The 16,525-nt window shown below is 64.2% G+C and carries 15 protein-coding genes and 1 riboswitch; of the genes, 11 read left to right on the forward strand and 4 right to left on the reverse strand.

The features are described from left to right. The first annotated feature begins 250 nt into the window (after positions 1-250). The gene (locus ACE10Z_RS06130; protein ID WP_139486805.1) at positions 251-442 is read left to right on the forward strand and encodes a DUF1192 domain-containing protein; all 192 of its coding nucleotides are present in this window, start codon (positions 251-253) and stop codon (positions 440-442) included. A 646-nt stretch (positions 443-1,088) separates the two neighbouring features. Then, positions 1,089-1,601, forward strand: a complete 513-nt coding sequence (locus ACE10Z_RS06135) for a DUF1465 family protein (protein ID WP_092123179.1) — start codon at positions 1,089-1,091, stop codon at positions 1,599-1,601. Positions 1,602-1,612: 11 nt separating this feature from the next. Here the strand turns inward: ACE10Z_RS06135 and ACE10Z_RS06140 are convergent, their stop codons facing one another. Next, a complete protein-coding gene (locus ACE10Z_RS06140) occupies positions 1,613-3,133 on the reverse strand; it encodes a PLP-dependent aminotransferase family protein (protein WP_375787140.1) in 1,521 nt (506 codons plus the stop codon). A 98-nt stretch (positions 3,134-3,231) separates the two neighbouring features. On the opposite strand from ACE10Z_RS06140, the gene ACE10Z_RS06145 reads away from it, so the two are divergent. Further along, positions 3,232-3,858, forward strand: coding sequence for an FMN-binding negative transcriptional regulator (locus ACE10Z_RS06145; protein ID WP_375789760.1), 627 nt, complete (start codon positions 3,232-3,234; stop codon positions 3,856-3,858). Between the two features lie 11 nt (positions 3,859-3,869). After that, the gene (locus ACE10Z_RS06150) at positions 3,870-4,487 is read left to right on the forward strand and encodes a LysE family translocator (protein WP_375787141.1); all 618 of its coding nucleotides are present in this window, start codon (positions 3,870-3,872) and stop codon (positions 4,485-4,487) included. A gap of 184 nt (positions 4,488-4,671) precedes the next feature. On the opposite strand, the gene ACE10Z_RS06155 is transcribed toward ACE10Z_RS06150, so the two are convergent. Continuing rightward, positions 4,672-5,829: a helix-turn-helix transcriptional regulator gene (locus ACE10Z_RS06155; RefSeq protein ID WP_375787142.1), complete on the reverse strand. Its 1,158-nt coding sequence runs from the start codon at positions 5,827-5,829 to the stop codon at positions 4,672-4,674. Between the two features lie 331 nt (positions 5,830-6,160). Here ACE10Z_RS06155 and ACE10Z_RS06160 point away from each other — a divergent pair, with 331 nt between their 5' ends. Both ACE10Z_RS06160 and ACE10Z_RS06165 read left to right on the forward strand, forming a co-directional pair. Continuing rightward, positions 6,161-6,460, forward strand: coding sequence for a hypothetical protein (locus ACE10Z_RS06160; protein WP_375787143.1), 300 nt, complete (start codon positions 6,161-6,163; stop codon positions 6,458-6,460). A gap of 534 nt (positions 6,461-6,994) precedes the next feature. Beyond that, positions 6,995-7,225: a DUF1127 domain-containing protein gene (locus tag ACE10Z_RS06165; protein WP_298368757.1), complete on the forward strand. Its 231-nt coding sequence runs from the start codon at positions 6,995-6,997 to the stop codon at positions 7,223-7,225. Between the two features lie 940 nt (positions 7,226-8,165). Here ACE10Z_RS06165 and rpmE read toward each other — a convergent pair. Then, on the reverse strand, positions 8,166-8,393 hold the full coding sequence (gene rpmE / locus ACE10Z_RS06170; RefSeq protein WP_016845230.1) for a 50S ribosomal protein L31: 228 nt from the start codon (positions 8,391-8,393) through the stop codon (positions 8,166-8,168). Between the two features lie 195 nt (positions 8,394-8,588). On the opposite strand from rpmE, the gene ACE10Z_RS06175 reads away from it, so the two are divergent. Further along, positions 8,589-10,445, forward strand: coding sequence for an ABC transporter ATP-binding protein/permease (locus ACE10Z_RS06175; protein WP_375787144.1), 1,857 nt, complete (start codon positions 8,589-8,591; stop codon positions 10,443-10,445). A 122-nt stretch (positions 10,446-10,567) separates the two neighbouring features. Further along, positions 10,568-10,963 (forward strand): hypothetical protein, encoded by a 396-nt coding sequence (locus tag ACE10Z_RS06180; protein WP_375787145.1) that lies wholly within the window; start codon positions 10,568-10,570, stop codon positions 10,961-10,963. A gap of 114 nt (positions 10,964-11,077) precedes the next feature. Here ACE10Z_RS06180 and ACE10Z_RS06185 read toward each other — a convergent pair whose 3' ends face one another. Next, positions 11,078-11,215, reverse strand: a complete 138-nt coding sequence (locus ACE10Z_RS06185) for a hypothetical protein (protein WP_375787146.1) — start codon at positions 11,213-11,215, stop codon at positions 11,078-11,080. Positions 11,216-11,301: 86 nt separating this feature from the next. On the opposite strand from ACE10Z_RS06185, the gene ACE10Z_RS06190 reads away from it, so the two are divergent. The 3 genes from ACE10Z_RS06190 (at position 11,302) to ACE10Z_RS06200 (ending at position 16,523) form a co-directional block, all read left to right on the forward strand. Next, positions 11,302-12,792, forward strand: a complete 1,491-nt coding sequence (locus ACE10Z_RS06190; RefSeq protein ID WP_375787147.1) for an amidohydrolase family protein — start codon at positions 11,302-11,304, stop codon at positions 12,790-12,792. A 1-nt stretch (position 12,793) separates the two neighbouring features. Further along, positions 12,794-13,717, forward strand: a complete 924-nt coding sequence (locus tag ACE10Z_RS06195; RefSeq protein WP_375787148.1) for a CobW family GTP-binding protein — start codon at positions 12,794-12,796, stop codon at positions 13,715-13,717. Between the two features lie 219 nt (positions 13,718-13,936). Beyond that, positions 13,937-14,133, forward strand: a riboswitch (cobalamin riboswitch). A gap of 107 nt (positions 14,134-14,240) precedes the next feature. After that, positions 14,241-16,523, forward strand: a complete 2,283-nt coding sequence (locus tag ACE10Z_RS06200) for a TonB-dependent receptor (RefSeq protein WP_375787149.1) — start codon at positions 14,241-14,243, stop codon at positions 16,521-16,523. Positions 16,524-16,525: the final 2 nt, after the last annotated feature.

Consider the following 16,525-nt stretch of genomic DNA (forward strand, 5'->3'; position numbering starts at 1 on the left):
CCCCCAAGAAAAATTTCGACGAAATCAAACCGGAAAATCAAAAAGCCCTCCCGCGTGATCGGAAGGGCTTGGGGTCGGCTCATGCCTGGCGCGCAGGCGCACTATCCCGTCCGGTCAGACTCCTTGCGGTCGGGCCGGGGCATTCGCGTCAGATGTTGCGCGCACACGAAAGTCACTGCAAAATTCTCCTGCACGACGACATTTACCATCTCTGGACGCACGGCGCCAGACAGCATCGCGGGGAGGACACATGCCGATTGAGGATGAGGACCGGCCGCGGAAGAAGATCACCCACGAGATCGGACAGGATCTCTCCCTGCTCTCGGTCGAGGAATTGACCGAGCGCATCGCGCTGCTCAATGCCGAAGTCGATCGCCTGAAAGAGGCGATGACCAAGAAGCGCGCGTCGAAGGATGCCGCGAACGCGTTCTTCAAGTCGTAGCGCTGCGACATTACTCGGCCCCTCGTAGCCCGGACGAAGCGAAGCGCAATCCGGGGCGCGCTATCCGCGGATGAACCGTCCCCGGATTTCGCTGCGCTCCATCCGGGTTACGCCACTGCTATTCGAAGCCGCCCTCAATCCGTCATCCCCGCGCAAAGGCTTCGCCTTTGTCGCTGGAGGAGCCGCGAAGCGGCGTCTCGAAGGATCGACGGCCACGGGCCGGGCCGTGCATCCTTCGAGACGCGCTACGCGCTCCTCAGGATGACGGATTACGTTCGCGCGACCTGTTGGCTCCATCCGGACTGCGTGTTCGTGTGCAACCCCTGTCCCAAACTAGGTCAATGGCCGACATGGCAAACAAAGCCTGAAGAAATCCGTTCATTTACGATCGGTTAAGCTTTCTCGATTATGACTGCATTGTCCTCGTTTGGACACCGAGTGGCTCCTGTCCACTCTGTTTGACGCCTCCCTGTTATCAACTTCAAAAGCCGCCGGAAACGGCGGCTCTTTTTTGTGCGTCCTATCCGTTGGAAACCATAAATCCGGTTGCGGCTGGACTCTTCGGCGCGCCCGCGCAATGATTTGTTCATCATAAGCTGGCGCGTCAGATGCCAGCGGGCGTTACGATGGTGTGAGGGCGTTAACCATGGCCGATCGTTCCCAGAACGAAGCCGGGCTTGTGCTGTTCAGTGAACGGCTGACCAATTCTGCGGCATTTGGCGTGCTGTTCCGGGAAGGCATGGACCTGGTCGAGCAGACCGCCGCCTATCTCGACGGCGACGGCCGTGCCGAGGCCAAGGCGCTGGAACGCTCCGTCAGCCTGACCTATGCCACCGAGAGCATGCGCCTGACCACGCGGCTGATGCAGCTCGCGTCCTGGCTGCTGCTGCATCGCGCGGTCAAGGAAGGCGAGATGACGCTGACCCAGGCCAATCGCGAAAAGACCAAGGTGAAGCTGTCGGCCGCCGATCCTGGCCCGGTCGACATGGTGACCAAGCTGCCGGAGCAATTGCAGCAGCTGATCGCCCGCTCGATGGATCTGCAGGCGCGCGTCCGCCGCCTCGACACCACGATCCATGCGCCGGCGCCGGATCGCTCGTCGATCGGCAACCCGCTGGTGCCGCAGCTCAACCGCCTCAAGGCTGCGTTCGAGCAGTAAGATCCGAACACTCAGTGTGAAGCCTCGGTGCGGCGCGGCTTGGCCCGCCGCTGTGACGTGTGCTGATCGATCACGCGTCGCAGCCGGATCGCCGCTGCCTCTAGCTCGTTCGGTTCAAATCCGCCGAAGCCGAGCATCAGGCCGGGCCGCGCCGCTGCCTTGTACATCGGTGAAATCGGCCGCACGACGATGCCGTCGGCAAGTGCTGTCTTCGCCAGTCGCACATCATCGAAGCCTTGTGGCAACCACAGCAGCAGATGCATGCCCTGGTCGCTCGGTTGCAGCGTGACGTCATCGGGCATGTGACGTCCGAGCGCCGCGATCAGCGTCGCGCGCCGCGCGGCATAGACGCCGCGAATGCGCCTGATATGCGCTTCGAACAGCCCCTCGCGCATGTAGGCCGCCAGCACGTGCTGGTCGGTGGTCGGTGAATGCCGGTCGAGCAGCGCCCGCGCGCCGGCGAAGGCGTCGATCAGCGGCAGGGGCGCCACGACGTAGCCGAGCCGCAGCGAGGGAAACAGCACCTTGCTCAGCGTACCCAGATAAATCACGCGCGACGGCGCGAGGCCTTGCATCGACGGGAAAGGATGACCGGCATAGCGCAGCTCGCTGTCGTAATCGTCCTCGACGATCCACGCATTGCTTCGCTGCGCCCACGCCACCAGCGCGTTGCGGCGGGCCATGCTCAAGGGCATGCCCAGCGGGTACTGATGCGAGGGCGTCACGAAAGCCGCGTGCGCATCCGGACACGCGGCAATCGCCGCATCGACGTCGATGCCTTGTGCATCGACTGCAACACGCGTGGTGACGAGATCGAGATCGTCGAGCACGGCCGTCATGCCGGGATAGGCGGGATCCTCAGCCCACACCCGATCGCCCGCCGACAGCAGCACGCGGCCGGCGAGATAGAGGCCCTGTTGCGTGCCGGCCGTGATCACGACCTGCCCGGGTTCGCAATGCACCGCGCGGGATTTGCGCACATAGTCAGCGATTGCCTGCCGCAGCTCCATCAGGCCGCGCGGATCGCCGTAGCTTGCAGGCGCTGCCGCGCGAGATGCGCGCACGCGGTTGCCGAGGCGGCGCCAGTTGTCGTCGGGCGCGACCGCGCCGCCGGGGACCGCGATCGCGAACGGGATTTCGGGCATCGGCGTGAAGGCCGCCACAACCTTGGCAAGCCGCACCGCGCGCGGCGGCAACTCGATCGGTGCTGATTTGTTCGGGCTGCGGCCAGCCGCCGGGCGGGGTGGCCCTGCTTGTTCCGCGAGCGTCGGCGCGACGCGGGTGCCGGCGCCGACCTGCGATTCCAGATAGCCCTCGGCCTGCAACTGCTCGAAGGCTTCCATGACCGTGCCGCGCGCAACGGCGAGCGAGGCCGACAGCGCGCGGGTCGACGGCAGATATTCGCCGGCCTTCAACTCGCCATTAGCGATGGCGGCGCGCAGGGCCCGCGCGATCTGGCGCCCAACCTGTCCGGCGCCGCGGTCGACCGCCCGCAGCGAGGGGATGCTGATGGTGGGGCGCAGGCGGGGCATAGTGGACCAGTCATTGTCATCGAAAGTGGCTCTTATCATAGGCCACTTCGGCGCTATTGTGCGAGCAGCAATTGATGAGGTCGACCAAGAGGTCTGCAATGTACCTGCCGCCGCATTTCAAGATCGACGAGCTCGGCCCGATCCACGCCGCGATGCGGGCCTCAAAGCTCGCGACGCTGGTCACCGCGACCGCCGACGGGCTGATCGGAACGCCGCTGCCGCTGATCCTCAGTGAAAACGAGGGTGATTACGGCACGCTGTACGGTCACGTCGCGCGGCCCAATCCGCAGTGGAAGCTGCCCGCCGTGGGTGACGCGATGGCGATCTTCATGGGCCCCGACGCCTATGTGACGCCGTCCTGGTACGTGACCAAGGCCGAGCACGGCAAGGTGGTGCCGACCTGGAACTACCTCGCCATCCACGCCTATGGCGCTGCCGAGTTCTTCGAGGACGCGGATCGCCTGCTCGACGTCGTGACCCGCTTGACCGAATTGCACGAGAAGTCGCGCAAGGAAGTCTGGCAGGTCAGCGATGCGCCCGATGATTTCATCAAGGCGCAGTTGCGCGGCATCGTCGGCTTCCGGATGCCGATCACGCGGATCGACGCCAAGAAGAAGATGAGCCAGAACCGCAAGCTCGAGGATCGCACCGGTGTCATCGCGGGCCTTGGCGCCAGCGACAACCCTGGCGACCGCGAAGTCGCGGCGATGATTCCGGCGAACTGACGAAGCCATCGATGGAATTGTACCTTGCCTTTGCGGTCACGACCGCGACCTTCGCGCTGATCCCGGGGCCGGCCATGCTGTACGCCGCGGCCCGCACCCTCGCAGGCGGCCGGCGTGCGGGGCTGATGGCCTCGCTCGGCCTGCATCTTGGCGGCTATGTTCATGTCATTGCCGCGGCCGCCGGCCTCGCGCTCCTGTTTCATGCGGTGCCGCCGCTATTCATGGCGATGAAGCTTGCCGGTGCGGCCTATCTGGTCTGGCTCGGGCTGTCGCTGTTTCGCGATCGCGACACTGCAAAGCGCCCCGAGCTTGCGCCGCCCTCCGCGGAGCGCGCCTTCGCGCAAAGCATCGTCGTCGAGGTGCTCAATCCGAAGACCGCGATCTTCTTCCTTGCGTTCCTGCCGCAGTTCGTCGATGCGTCGGCGAGCCTGCCGGTATGGGCCCAGCTGTTCCTGCTCGGCACGACAGTCAACCTGACGTTCTCGGCGGTCGATATCGTCTGCGTGTTGTTCGCCAGCGCCGTGATGGCAAAGCTGCAGCGCTCCCGGAGGTCGCAGCGGATCATGCAGCGGATCGGCGGCAGCATCCTGGTCGCGCTCGGCGCGCGGCTCGCCTTGCAGGATCGCTAGAGGCAGTCATCGTCCATCAGCGGCGACGGTGTCGATCAACGCTTCGCCAACCTGCGCCAGGAGCCGCTTCTGCAGATCCGGGGCGTGGACTCACAGATCCCAAAAGCTCGATCGCCCCGCGTCGATGGCCTCGTCAAATCAGCGGCACTAGCTAGTCCGTAGATCGGGTTTTGGGCGCGGGCAGTCAACCTTCGGAAGAATGCATGACCGGCGGCAAGAACTGAGCCGCGAGGCGCATCAATTCGGATTGGCGCGAGGTCCCAGTCTTCTCGAACACTTTGGCAATATGGGTCCGAACGGTAGTCATTGCTGTCCCCATGGTCCTTGCTGTCTCTGCAGGCGTCCGGCCGGCGAGCAGGGAGCCGAGGACGCGCGTCTCCGCGGACGTCAAACCAAAAAGTGATGCCAGGGACTCCGCGGGGATAGCCGTGCGCATTTCCGATGTGACAAACAAGGCCGCGCTCGCGCGTAGCGCTATGCGTTTGCCTCGATTGCCGCCTGCAAGCGGTAGGACATGAATCAGAGCGGGCGAGCCATCGGCCTGCGGCGCAGGCAGGCCGATTCCGAGCTTGCCGACCGCAGCCTCATTCGCCGCCGCGGTCGCGACGGCGGTCCGAAGTGCGGCTGATGTTTGGGGCGATCCGGTTCGCAGCTCGCCCCGATGGGAACTGATCGGAGATCCGGATTTGAGCATGGTCTCGGCCGCACGATTGGCATGGACGATTTTTGTTTCACCATCGAGAAGAACGATACCTGCCTGGAAGAGATCAAGTGAAGCCCGCAGCGTTTCGGCTTCGATCGCCTGCATATTGAGCACATCGCTGATCGTCACTGCGCGCCGGATGTGCGGCGCCAGCAGTCTCATGATCGCCAGATCGCGCTCCGTTATGTGGCCGAGGCTCTTGTGACGCCACACCCCGAAGGCGCCGATCCGGCTGGGCTGACGCAGCGGGGTCATCTGGATGGTATCGATGAAGCCCAGCGGCTCCGCCCATTCGCGGTAGTAGCGAGACTGGACGAACCGCTGCGGAATATCGCGCAGAGCGGTCAGTGGTTCATCGATCGGCCGTTCATGGAGGTCGGCGACGCCGTCCCAAAGTCCGGCCAGCTCTGTGGCACAGATTTGAATTTTCTCGAGCCACTCAGGCTCGTAGTTCCAATGTTCGCGAATGAGCGAGGAGAGCGTGTTGAGATCATGAGCCCCAATGATCCCGGCGGCACAATTGGTTGCCTGGCATACTTCGCGAATGGCATTTGGCCATTGTCTCGGATCGATGGCGCAATCGTAAATGGCGCCGACAACGTGCGAAAATTCGGCGACGGAAGCAATATCTTCTCGCAAGGGCGACTCCCGAACTGAGGGGCACTCCCATTCAAATCTTTTGAGCGTTCGGCTCTCTATTCGGCGCCATTCAGCGGCGGATCGCGAAATTGCGCGTCTGCACCAGTTTTGCTGAAGGCCTCATCAACATGAATGATGCCACAGGGGCGTGACCAGGCACAATGGCCCACCCATGGCGGCGGGAGTTGCGCTGGCAGCATACGCAGTCCCCATGCGCGAAGATGCGACAGTAATCCTGACGTGAAAGGGAAGTCGGGCGCCTGTGTCGCGATGATCAGTGCACGGTTGGCGAATGAGCAAGGCAAACGAATTTACCAAGGAGGATACTTCAATGTCGATTGCACAATTCACCCGGTTCAAGAGCGACAAGTCCGAGGAGATGATCGCGGCCGCCAGGGAGGCGAAGGCGATCGTCGAAAGACATGGCGCCGAATTCCTCCGATTGTCGCGATTCCACACCGGCGCGTGGGCCGGGGAGTGGCTGGCCGTCACGCGCTACTCCAATTGGGAGGTGTACGGCAAAGTTCAGGAGGCGCTGTCGAAGGATCCGGCCTTTGCAAAGCTCGTCGCGCATATGCGCACCATTTCGGAATTGACGGGCCGCAACATTACCGTCGGCGTCGATCTCTGATCGCCGCGACCCACTTTCGCAATCCAGCTGTGATGACCGGTCGCGAGCCACGGTGACAGTGCACTTGATTCGCCACCCGCGAGTTAAGTGCACTGTCATCGTGATCTTGTCTTGGACATCCTTCGCGAATGGCGTCTGGCACCGCTTCGGGTGGATGGCGAAATCGCAGGCAACGTGCGAAAGCTCAGCTACGGAAGTAGTGCCTTCTCGCAATTCTTGTCCCCCAACTGAGGGGCTCTCCCATTCAAATCTTTTGAACGTTTGGCTGTTTGGCCGGCACCATTCAGTGGCGGATCGTGAATTCGCACGTCTGCTCCAGATTTGCTGCCAGCCTCATCAACATGAATGATGTCACGGTGCCGCGATTGGGCACAATGGCCCACCAATGGCGAGGAGCCGCGGTGGCAGCATACGTGGTCCCGATGCCCAGAAGAGATACGACACGGGCACAACTGACATCGAGATCGAGATCGGCAACATCATCCCGTACAGCGGGCCAGTGTCGGAAGAAACACCGTCGCAGGAGACACCGCAATGAGCACGACGCACGCCACAAATTGGCTGGACCGGACATCTCGACCGACTCGGCATGTCGCCAGCTTCGTCTGGAAATATTGGGATGCCTTTCAGGAGCGCCGCGAACGCCAGAAACTGCGCGCTTCCTTGGCCGATTTGAGTGACAGGGAATTGATGGATATCGGCATCGCGCGTGACCAGATCGACTACGTCGCCTCGAACCGCACGATCGACCCGCGCGGCCTGTGATCCATCTCTCCGATGAACGTCTGATATCGGGCGCCGACGGATGACCGGAATTGGACACGCCCAGACGCACCGTTCCGCGGTGCCCGCTTCCGCTTTGAGTTACGTAAGGCCTTGATGATCGGCCTCGTCTGAATGCTCGGGAGAGTGCCATGCCAGCCCGTTATTCGCACCGCATTCCCGGAGATCTCGACCTCGCGATGCGTGTCTTTCAAGCTGATAGTTCCTGGTATGAAAACTATTGGCTAAGGGAGCGCAAGCCGCGACCGGCCGGCATGGTCGCTCGAACTCTTCGGGCGATCGTGTCTTGCCTTCGCCTGGCTCGCGTGGCTTCGGTCCAGAGGGCGGTGTTGGTGGCAAGATTGCCGATCAAGAACGTATTGAGCCTTTCCGGTCGATGGTTGACCAAGGGGCAGTTACACGTTCGATGGAAAAACGGCCGAACATCACATTGAGATTTCGTCAAATGCCGTGTGGACGGGACCGGCGCGGGTTCGGACGTCAAACGCGATGAAGGCAGAGTGCTCGGGGCCCATGGGTGCGATCGGCACCCGGCTTTCCCTGCGCCCTCTTGAGAGAGAGGGCGGAACGAAGAGCAAGGCTCGGACAAATCATGTCGCGAGAACGCGAAGCTGCATCCCCACCACAACTGTCATCGCACACTCGACCGGGCGATGACGCCGAACTCGCTCGAGATCGTGCTACACATTCAGTGTCGTCCTGGCGAAAGCCAGGACCCATTACCCCAATTCTCAATTGTTGCGCGCGCTGGGGCCACGATCCCGTTCATCACCGCATGCGGTGGTTTTGGGTCCGGCTTTCGCCAGGACGACGCGTGGAGAGGGTGGCGCTCGCTCAGCCAATTCGCACCAGCCCAAAACAAAAACGCCCCCGAAACGGAGGCGTTTTGCGTGTGATCGTAAGGGCGATCCCGAAGCGGACTTTAGTCCTTCTTGAGGAAGCCCGAAAACTTCTTTTGGAAGCGCGAGACACGGCCGCCGCGGTCCATCAGCTGCTGGGTACCGCCGGTCCAGGCCGGATGCGACTTGGGGTCGATGTCGAGGTTCAGCGTGTCGCCTTCCTTGCCCCAGGTGGAGCGGGTCAGGTACTCGGTGCCGTCGGTCATGACGACCTTAATCGTATGATAATTCGGATGAATATCGGCTTTCATGGCAGTTCCTTCGGCGCGCTAGCGCCCGTCTCAAGACATCTAGGTACGGGATTTGGGCGGCTCTATAACCCATGGAGCCTCCCAAAACAAGCCAAGAAACCGGGCTCAAGCCCATCACCGGATTGGGACTTTACCGGATTTGCCAGCCGGGGGTCGGCGGGCCTATGTGGTGGGTCATAGAACCGGTCTAGATTAATGAGTGTAGCCGAACAGCTTGAGACCCCTCGCGGCACCCCCGAGCCGCCGCACGACGTGTTGCTCGATGAGGAGGCCTTCATCGAGAGCCAGATCATGGAGCCGGCGAAGAGCCGTGCCCGCTTGCGGCCCCTGCTTGCGCTCGCGCCCTATGTGGCGCGCTACAAGGGACGGGCGATCCTCGCGCTGATCTCGCTGACGATCGCGGCGATCACCACGCTGATCGTGCCGGTCGCGGTGCGGCGGATGATCGACCTCGGCTTCACGCCCGAAGGCATCGCGATGATCAACAGCTATTTCAGCGTGATGATCGCGGTCGTTGCGGTGCTCGCCTGTGCCAGTGCCTCGCGCTACTACCTCGTCATGACGATCGGCGAACGCATCGTCGCCGATCTCCGGCGCGACGTGTTCGCGCATCTGATTTCGTTGTCGCCCTCGTTCTTCGATTCCGCACGGTCGGGCGAATTGGTGTCGCGGCTCACCGCCGACACCACGCAGATCAAATCCGCGGTCGGTGCCTCGGTGTCGATCGCGCTGCGCAATGTGATGCTGTTCTTCGGCGCCGCCGCGATGATGGTGATCACCAGCCCGCGGCTCTCCGGCTTCGTGCTGCTCGCGATTCCGATGATCGTGATTCCGCTTGTCGCATTCGGCCGCTGGGTGCGGCGGCTGTCGCGCACCGCACAGGACACGCTGGCCGATGCCAGCGCCTATGCCAGCGAGCTGGTCAATGCGATCCGCACCGTGCAGGCCTATACCGGCGAGCGGCTTGCCAGGGCGCGCTTTGCCCGCGAGGTCGAGCAGGCCTATGAGGCCGCGCGCAGCTCGACCAAGGCGCGCGCAGTGCTGACGCTGATCGTCATCTTCATCGTGTTCGCCAGCGTCGTCGTGATTCTGTGGGTCGGCTCGCACGACGTGCTGATCGGCGCCATCAGCCCCGGCCGGCTCGGCCAGTTCATTCTCTACACGGCTTTCGCCGCGAGCGGCCTCGGCCAGCTCAGCGAGGTCTGGGGCGAGGTCTCGGCCGCATCGGGCGCCGCCGAACGGCTGTTCGAGATTTTGCGCGTCAGGCCGCAGATCGCGGCTCCCGCTTCGCCGCGCGCACTGCCGCAGCCCGCGCGCGGCGACGTCGGCTTCGACAATGTCAGCTTTGCCTATCCCACACGGCCCAACGCGCTTGCGGTCGACGGCGTGTCGCTGGCTGTACGCTCGGGCGAGAAGGTCGCGATCGTCGGTCCATCCGGCGCCGGCAAGAGCACGCTGTTCCACCTGCTGCTTCGCTTCTACGATCCGAAATCGGGCACCATCTCGCTCGACGGCGTGCCGATCCGGCAGGCCGATCCGGCCGACGTGCGTGCGCGCATCGCGCTGGTGCCGCAGGATTCCGTGGTGTTCGCCGCGAGCGCCCGCGACAACATCCGGTTCGGCCGGCCCGACGCCACCGACGCCGAGGTCGAGCGGGCCGCCGATCTGGCGCACGCCACCGAATTCCTGCGCCGGCTGCCCGATGGCTTCGACGCCCAGCTCGGCGAGCGCGGCGTGACCCTGTCCGGCGGCCAGCGGCAGCGCATCGCGATCGCGCGCGCGATCCTGCGCGATGCGCCGCTGCTGCTGCTCGACGAGGCGACTTCGGCGCTCGACGCGGAGAGCGAGACGCTGGTGCAGACCGCGCTGGAAGAACTGATGCGCCACCGCACCACGCTTGTCATCGCGCATCGCCTGGCGACCGTGCTGTCGTGCGACCGCATCCTGGTGATGGACCAGGGCAGGATCGTCGAGCAGGGTACCCACGCCGAGCTGGTGGCGGCCAACGGTCTCTATGCGCGGCTAGCGCGGCTGCAGTTCGAGGGAATTTGAACGGGCCGCGGTCGGCCGCTTATGCCGATCCTATGAGATCGCCCGCGCGCTCCCCTCGAAAACCTATTGCCGCACCGGGATAGTCACGCCGCGCCGGGAATCGGCGCGGGGGTGTTTGATCGATGCGCCGTGACGGAGCGACCGAAACGCAGGGCAAACTGCTCTGCGCCTGGCAACTCGCCGTGCTTCGCTTCGCGGTGACGCTCGACAATGCCGAGCGCATGCATGTGCTCGCCGTCGCCGGTGAGCTTGACCGGTTGAGCGGCGCGGCCGAGGGCGCGTTCCAGTTCTTCCGCAGGACGACTGCGGAGCTCTGTCACGCCATCACCGGTAACGATGCGCATGCCGAGTCTATCGTCCGGCGCTTCGAGAGGCAGATCGACAATCCGCGATTGCGGCGGGCCTTCGAGGCTGCGATCGCGAGAGACCAGACCCCGCCGAAGATCGTCACAAGCCGGACCAGGCCGAGCGAAGATCTCTGGAGAGGCCTCGCCCCGCGACGCGCCACCGGAACGTAACGAACTCACTGCAAGGCCAAACCCGTCATCCTGAGGAGCGCGGCACGCGCGTCTCGAAGGATGCACGGCCCGGCCGGTGGCCGTCGATCCTTCGAGACGCCGCTTCGCGGCTCCTCAGGATGACGGGGAAAGCAGGGAATCAGCCGAGCCGATGTTGATCCGGTCCCGTCCTTCTCCGCCCGCGCAATCGACGATTGCATGACACCACGCCGCGGCGTTCTCGATCGAGCCGTCGCGATGGATGCGATGCATTTTTGTCTCTTGGCCCCGACTGGGTCCGGTCGTAAGCCTTTCATGAAGGCGAGCGGTCGGTGTCGGACAATGCGGGGAGTGGCGAGATGGGTGGTTTGGTGATCAGCGGCGGCCGGGTGGTGGATCCGGCCAGCGGGATGGACGCGATCGGCGACGTGGCTGTCGTCGACGGCAAGATCGCCGCGGTCGGCACCGGCCTCGGCGGCGCCGAGCGGCAGATCGACGCGGCCGGGCTCGTGGTGGCGCCCGGCTTCATCGACCTGCACGCGCACGGCCAGACCATCCCGGCCGACCGTATGCAGGCCTTCGACGGAGTGACGACATCGCTCGACCTCGAGGCCGGCGTGCTGCCGGTCGCGTCCTGGTACAAGCGGCAGGCCGAGAAGGGGCGGGTGCTGAACTATGGCGCGGCGGCCAACTGGGCGTTCGCGCGGATCGGCGCGATGACCGGCTCGAATTCGGAAAGCTCGCTGGAATCATTCGGCGCAGCGATGCGCGATCGCCGCTGGATCGAGAACGTGGCGACTGAAAGCGAGGTCGGCGGCATCCTCGCGCGCCTTGCCAACGGACTGAACGAGGGCGGCATCGGCATCGGCATTCTCAACGCCTATGCGCCCGGCGCCGGCGTGCAGGAATTGACCGCGGTGTGCCAGCTCGCGGCCGATCATGCGGTGCCGACCTTCACCCACGTCGCCTACATGTCGCGCATCGATCCCGAGAGCGCGGCCGAGGCCTATATCCGCCTGATCGGCTATGCCGGCGCCACCGGCGCGCACATGCACATCTGCCATTTCAACTCGTCGAGCAAGACGGACATCGAGCGCTGTGTTGCGCTGATCGCGAAAGCGCAGGCGCAGGGCCTGCCGATCACCGTGGAGGCCTATCCCTACGGCACCGGCTCGACCGTGCTGGCGGCGACCTTCTTCAGCGATCCGAAATTCGAGGAACGCAACGGCCTCGGCTATGATTCGGTGCAGCGCGTGACCGACGGTCATCGCTTCGGCAGCCGCGAGGAGCTGCTGGCGGCGCAGGCCGCAGAACCCTCGACACTGGTGCTGTGGCATGTGCTCGATATCGAGAACAACGCGCATCATCGCGATCTGCTCGACATGGCGGTGCTGTATCCGGGCGGTGCGATCGCGTCCGACGCGATGCCGTGGACGCTGTCGGATGGCCGTCCCTACACCGGCGACGCCTGGCCGCTGCCTGACGATGCCACCTCGCATCCGCGTTCGGCCGGCTGCTTTACCCGCTTCATCCGCGAATGGGTGCGCGAGCGCAGGAAGGTGTCGCTGCTCGAGGGCATCCGCAAATGTGCGCTGATCCCGGCGGAAATCCTGTCCGCGAGCACGCCGGCGATGCGTGCCAAGGGCAGGCTGCAGGCGGGCGCCGACGCCGACGTCGTGGTGTTCGACTTCGAGACGCTCAGCGATCGCGCGACCTTCTCCGCGATGAACCGCCCGGCGGAAGGCGTGCGGCATCTCGTGGTCGGCGGCCAGCCGCTGATCAATGACGGTGTGCTCGATGTGGCCGCAAGGCCCGGACGGCCGGTGCGCCGTCCGGTCACTGGGGGCTGACGTGCCGGTCCCGATCCTGCTGGTCGCGGGTTTTCTCGGGGCGGGCAAGACCACGGTCTTGAACCATCTGCTGGCGCATGCGCAAGGCCGGCGCATCGCCGCCGTGGTCAATGATTTCGGCGCGATCAACATCGACGCGGAGCTGATCGCCGGCGCCAGCGATGGCGTGGTCAGCCTGAGCAATGGCTGCATCTGCTGCACGCTGGAGGGCGATCTGCTGCGCACGCTCGCAACCCTGCTTCGACGTGATCCGCGTCCCGAATTCATCGCGATCGAGACCAGCGGGATCGCCGATCCCGCCGATATCGTGCGCAACCTGATGGACCCGGTGATCTGGAAGGAGGCGCCGCTGGAGACGGTGCTGTGCGTGGTCGACGCGACGCAGCCCGCGGCGATGTTGAAAGACGCGCTGCTGCGCTCGCAATTGCGGGCGGCGGATGTGGTGGCGCTGAGCAAGGTCGATCTGGCCGATGCGGCCGCGTGCGCCGTGATCCGCGATGCCGTCCGCGCGGTGCGTCCGGCGGCTGTCGTCGTCGATGCTCTGCATGGCGAGGTGCCGGCGGCGTTGCTGTTTCCGGCGGATCTCGATCATGTGCCGGCGCCGCGTGAAACTGCGCCGCGACGGCCGGTATCCGACCGGTTCGAGACGCTGAGCTGGACCTCGGAGCGGAAGGTAGCGCTACCGCGCTTGCAACAGGCGATCGGCAAACTGGCGCCGAAGCTGGCGCGGGCGAAGGGATTGTTCGAGACGGTGGAGCAGCCCGGTCGGCTGACGGTGTTTCAACTCGCCGGCGGACGCGCGACGCTGGCTGCCGGCGGCGAGCCGGCACCCGGCGTACCACGCACGCGAATCGTCTTCATCGCCGAGATGGGCGCTCTGTCGCGGGCCGAGATCGACGAGGTGTTGGAAGGTTGCGTCGAGTGACGTAAATGTCCCGTCATCCTGAGGAGCGCGTAGCGCGTCTCGAAGGATGCACGGCCCGGCTGGTGGCCGTCGATCCTTCGAGACGCCGCTTCGCGGCTCCTCAGGATGACGGGTCTAGGAAGTCTTCGCGTCGTCGCAGGCGCTGTGTCGTCGCCGCAGCACCATCCCGCAAAGCATGTGTGCGACAATCGCATCGAATTGACAGCCCATCCCGCACCACCTATCGTTTCTGCCGACGGTTCCCTTCGGGGATCAAAAGGGAATGCGGTGCGAGGGTAACCCCAATGCCGCAGCTGTCCCCGCAACTGTAAACGGCGAGCCTTTCGTCAATTTGCCACTGGGCTATCAGGCCCGGGAAGGCGTCGACAGGCGATGACCCGTGAGCCAGGAGACCTGCCGTCAGTCGTGGTCACACGCGAGCACATCGGGCGGGGGCGTCCTGGTGGGATCGGAGCACTGCCTTTTGGGCAATGCGCCAGTCCGCGTTCGCGGTGACGTGCCACGTTACCGCGAGTCCCTTTTGATGTCTCCGTCCTCTCCTGCCGCGCGCCGTTGGCGCCTCGGTCTCGTTTGCTCCCTGTCATCGCTGCTGCTGCCGGCCGAGGGTTCGGCACAAACAGCTCCGCCCACCACGCTCGATCCGATCGAGGTCGCCCCCTCGACATCCGCAAAACCCAAGCCCGCGGCGCGAAGCAGCAATCCCGCCGCCGCATCACGATCGCGCGCCAGACCTGCAACGGCGGCTGCTGCCGGCGGTGCGCCGCGCGCGGCGGCGTCGGGCGCATCGGGATCGGCATCGCCGACGCTCAACGCCACCACGCAGGGCGGCACCGGCAGCCGGCTCAATCTGACGCCGCTGCAAACGCCGGCCAGCGTCGAGATCATCACGGCGCAAACCATCGCCGAACGCGGCCAGCATAATGTGACCGACGCCGTCACCCAGGACGCAGCCGGGTTCATCGCAACGCCGGCGCCCGGCAATGGCGGCCTGTCGTTCAGCACTCGCGGCTTTGCCGGCAGCAACTCGGTGATGACGCTGTATGACGGCACGCGCTTCTATATCGGCTCCGGCACCCTGACGTTCCCCTACGACACCTGGTCGACGCAACGCATCGAGGTGCTGCGCGGCCCGGCTTCGGTGCTCTACGGCGAAGGCGCGATCGGCGGCGTCATCAACGTCGTTCCGAAGAAGCCGCAGGGCACGCCCTATAACGAGGCCGAGGTCTCGCTCGACAGCAACATGACACGGCGGCTCTCGGTGGACAGCACCGGTCCGATCAATCCGAATGTGTCCTACCGCATCAACGCCACCGGCAACATGTCGGAAGGCTGGGTCGATCGCGACAAGACCTCGAATGCAGTGGTCTCCGCGGCCGTGCGCGTGCAGGCATCGGAAAATCTCGCCTTCACGCTGTCCGAAGATTACGGCGACCGCAGCCCGTCGCGCTATTTCGGCACGCCGCTGATCAACGGTTCGATCCAGGATGCGCTGCGCTTCAAGAACTACAATGCGCTGGACAGCGCCATCCGTTATCAGGACAGCTGGACCCAGTTCAAGACCGAGTGGGATGTCGCCGACGGCATCAAGGTCAACAACACGTTGTATTATCTGACCAGCGAGCGGCACTGGCGCGATATCGAAAACTACACCTGGAATCCGAAGACCCAGCTGATCGACCGTTCCAACTATATCGAGATATTCCATGACCAGAAGCAGCTCGGCAACCGGATGGACACGACCTTCAGCGGTCACGTCTTCGGACTTGCGAACCAGTTCGTTGCCGGGTTCGACGTCAACCGGATCGACTTCACCCACACCAACAACTCGCCCTATGGTGGCGCGTCGTCGGTCAATCCTTACGTGTTCGATCCCGGATCGTTCTTCGCGACGACCACGGCGACGACGCCGGGCTTCAACGCAATCGTCAATCAATACGCGCTGTTCGCCGAAGATCGCCTGTCGCTGACCGATCAATTGTCGCTCGTCACCGGCGTCCGGTACGATCGTCCCGAGGTCGATCGGACAGATTACAAGACGCCGGCGAACAGTTTTGAAACCACGCTGTCGGGCACCAGCTGGCGAACCGGGCTGGTTTACGAGCCGATCAAGAACCTCGCGTTCTACGGCCAGTATGCGGTTGGCGTCGATCCGGTCAGCAACCTGATCTCGCTGTCGACCTCGCAGAAAACCTTCCAGCTCGCGACCGGTAAGCAGACCGAGATCGGGGTCAAGCAGTCGTTCTGGGGCGGCCGCGGCGAGTGGACGCTGGCTGCTTACGAGATCGTCAAGACCGGCCTGACCATTCCCGATCCCAGCAATCCAACCGCCGGCCTCGCCTTGCAGATCGGCCAGCAATCATCCCGCGGGGTCGAAGGAACGATCGGGCTCGCGCTGAACGACGGCTGGCGCGTCGACGCAAATCTGGCGCTGCTGCGCGCCCGATACGACAACAACAGCCAGGTCGTCGGCGGCAAGATCGTCAGCTACAACGGCAATGTTCCGGTCAACGTGCCGCAGCAGGTCGCGAACGTCTGGCTGACCTGGGACTTCGCGCCCAACTGGTCCGTCTATGGCGGCGTGCAGATCGTCGGTGCGATGTACGCCGATCTCGCTAACACCCAGTTGCGGCCGGGCTACAATGTGGTCAATGGCGGCATCAGGTGGAAGCCCGATGACCGCACCACCGTTGCGTTCCGCGTCTACAATTTGTTCGACAAGGTCTACGCGGTGACCTCGAACGGGACGGGGCAGTGGCTGCTGGGCATGCCGCGCACCGCGGAACTGTCCGTCAATGTGAAGTTCTGAAC

The sequence above is a fragment of the Bradyrhizobium sp. Pha-3 genome (assembly GCF_042258615.1).
Taxonomy (GTDB): domain Bacteria; phylum Pseudomonadota; class Alphaproteobacteria; order Rhizobiales; family Xanthobacteraceae; genus Bradyrhizobium.

Bases quoted from the DNA above. Each gene is read 5' to 3' on its own strand.
- ACE10Z_RS06130 (WP_139486805.1), top strand. From the start codon at position 251: ATGCCGATTGAGGATGAGGACCGGCCGCGGAAGAAGATCACCCACGAG.
- ACE10Z_RS06135 (WP_092123179.1), top strand. From the start codon at position 1,089: ATGGCCGATCGTTCCCAGAACGAAGCCGGGCTTGTGCTGTTCAGTGAA.
- ACE10Z_RS06140 (WP_375787140.1), bottom strand. From the start codon at position 3,133: ATGCCCCGCCTGCGCCCCACCATCAGCATCCCCTCGCTGCGGGCGGTC.
- ACE10Z_RS06145 (WP_375789760.1), top strand. From the start codon at position 3,232: ATGTACCTGCCGCCGCATTTCAAGATCGACGAGCTCGGCCCGATCCAC.
- ACE10Z_RS06150 (WP_375787141.1), top strand. From the start codon at position 3,870: ATGGAATTGTACCTTGCCTTTGCGGTCACGACCGCGACCTTCGCGCTG.
- ACE10Z_RS06160 (WP_375787143.1), top strand. From the start codon at position 6,161: ATGTCGATTGCACAATTCACCCGGTTCAAGAGCGACAAGTCCGAGGAG.
- ACE10Z_RS06165 (WP_298368757.1), top strand. From the start codon at position 6,995: ATGAGCACGACGCACGCCACAAATTGGCTGGACCGGACATCTCGACCG.
- rpmE (WP_016845230.1), bottom strand. From the start codon at position 8,393: ATGAAAGCCGATATTCATCCGAATTATCATACGATTAAGGTCGTCATG.
- ACE10Z_RS06175 (WP_375787144.1), top strand. From the start codon at position 8,589: ATGAGTGTAGCCGAACAGCTTGAGACCCCTCGCGGCACCCCCGAGCCG.
- ACE10Z_RS06180 (WP_375787145.1), top strand. From the start codon at position 10,568: ATGCGCCGTGACGGAGCGACCGAAACGCAGGGCAAACTGCTCTGCGCC.
- ACE10Z_RS06185 (WP_375787146.1), bottom strand. From the start codon at position 11,215: ATGCATCGCATCCATCGCGACGGCTCGATCGAGAACGCCGCGGCGTGG.
- ACE10Z_RS06190 (WP_375787147.1), top strand. From the start codon at position 11,302: ATGGGTGGTTTGGTGATCAGCGGCGGCCGGGTGGTGGATCCGGCCAGC.
- ACE10Z_RS06200 (WP_375787149.1), top strand. From the start codon at position 14,241: ATGTCTCCGTCCTCTCCTGCCGCGCGCCGTTGGCGCCTCGGTCTCGTT.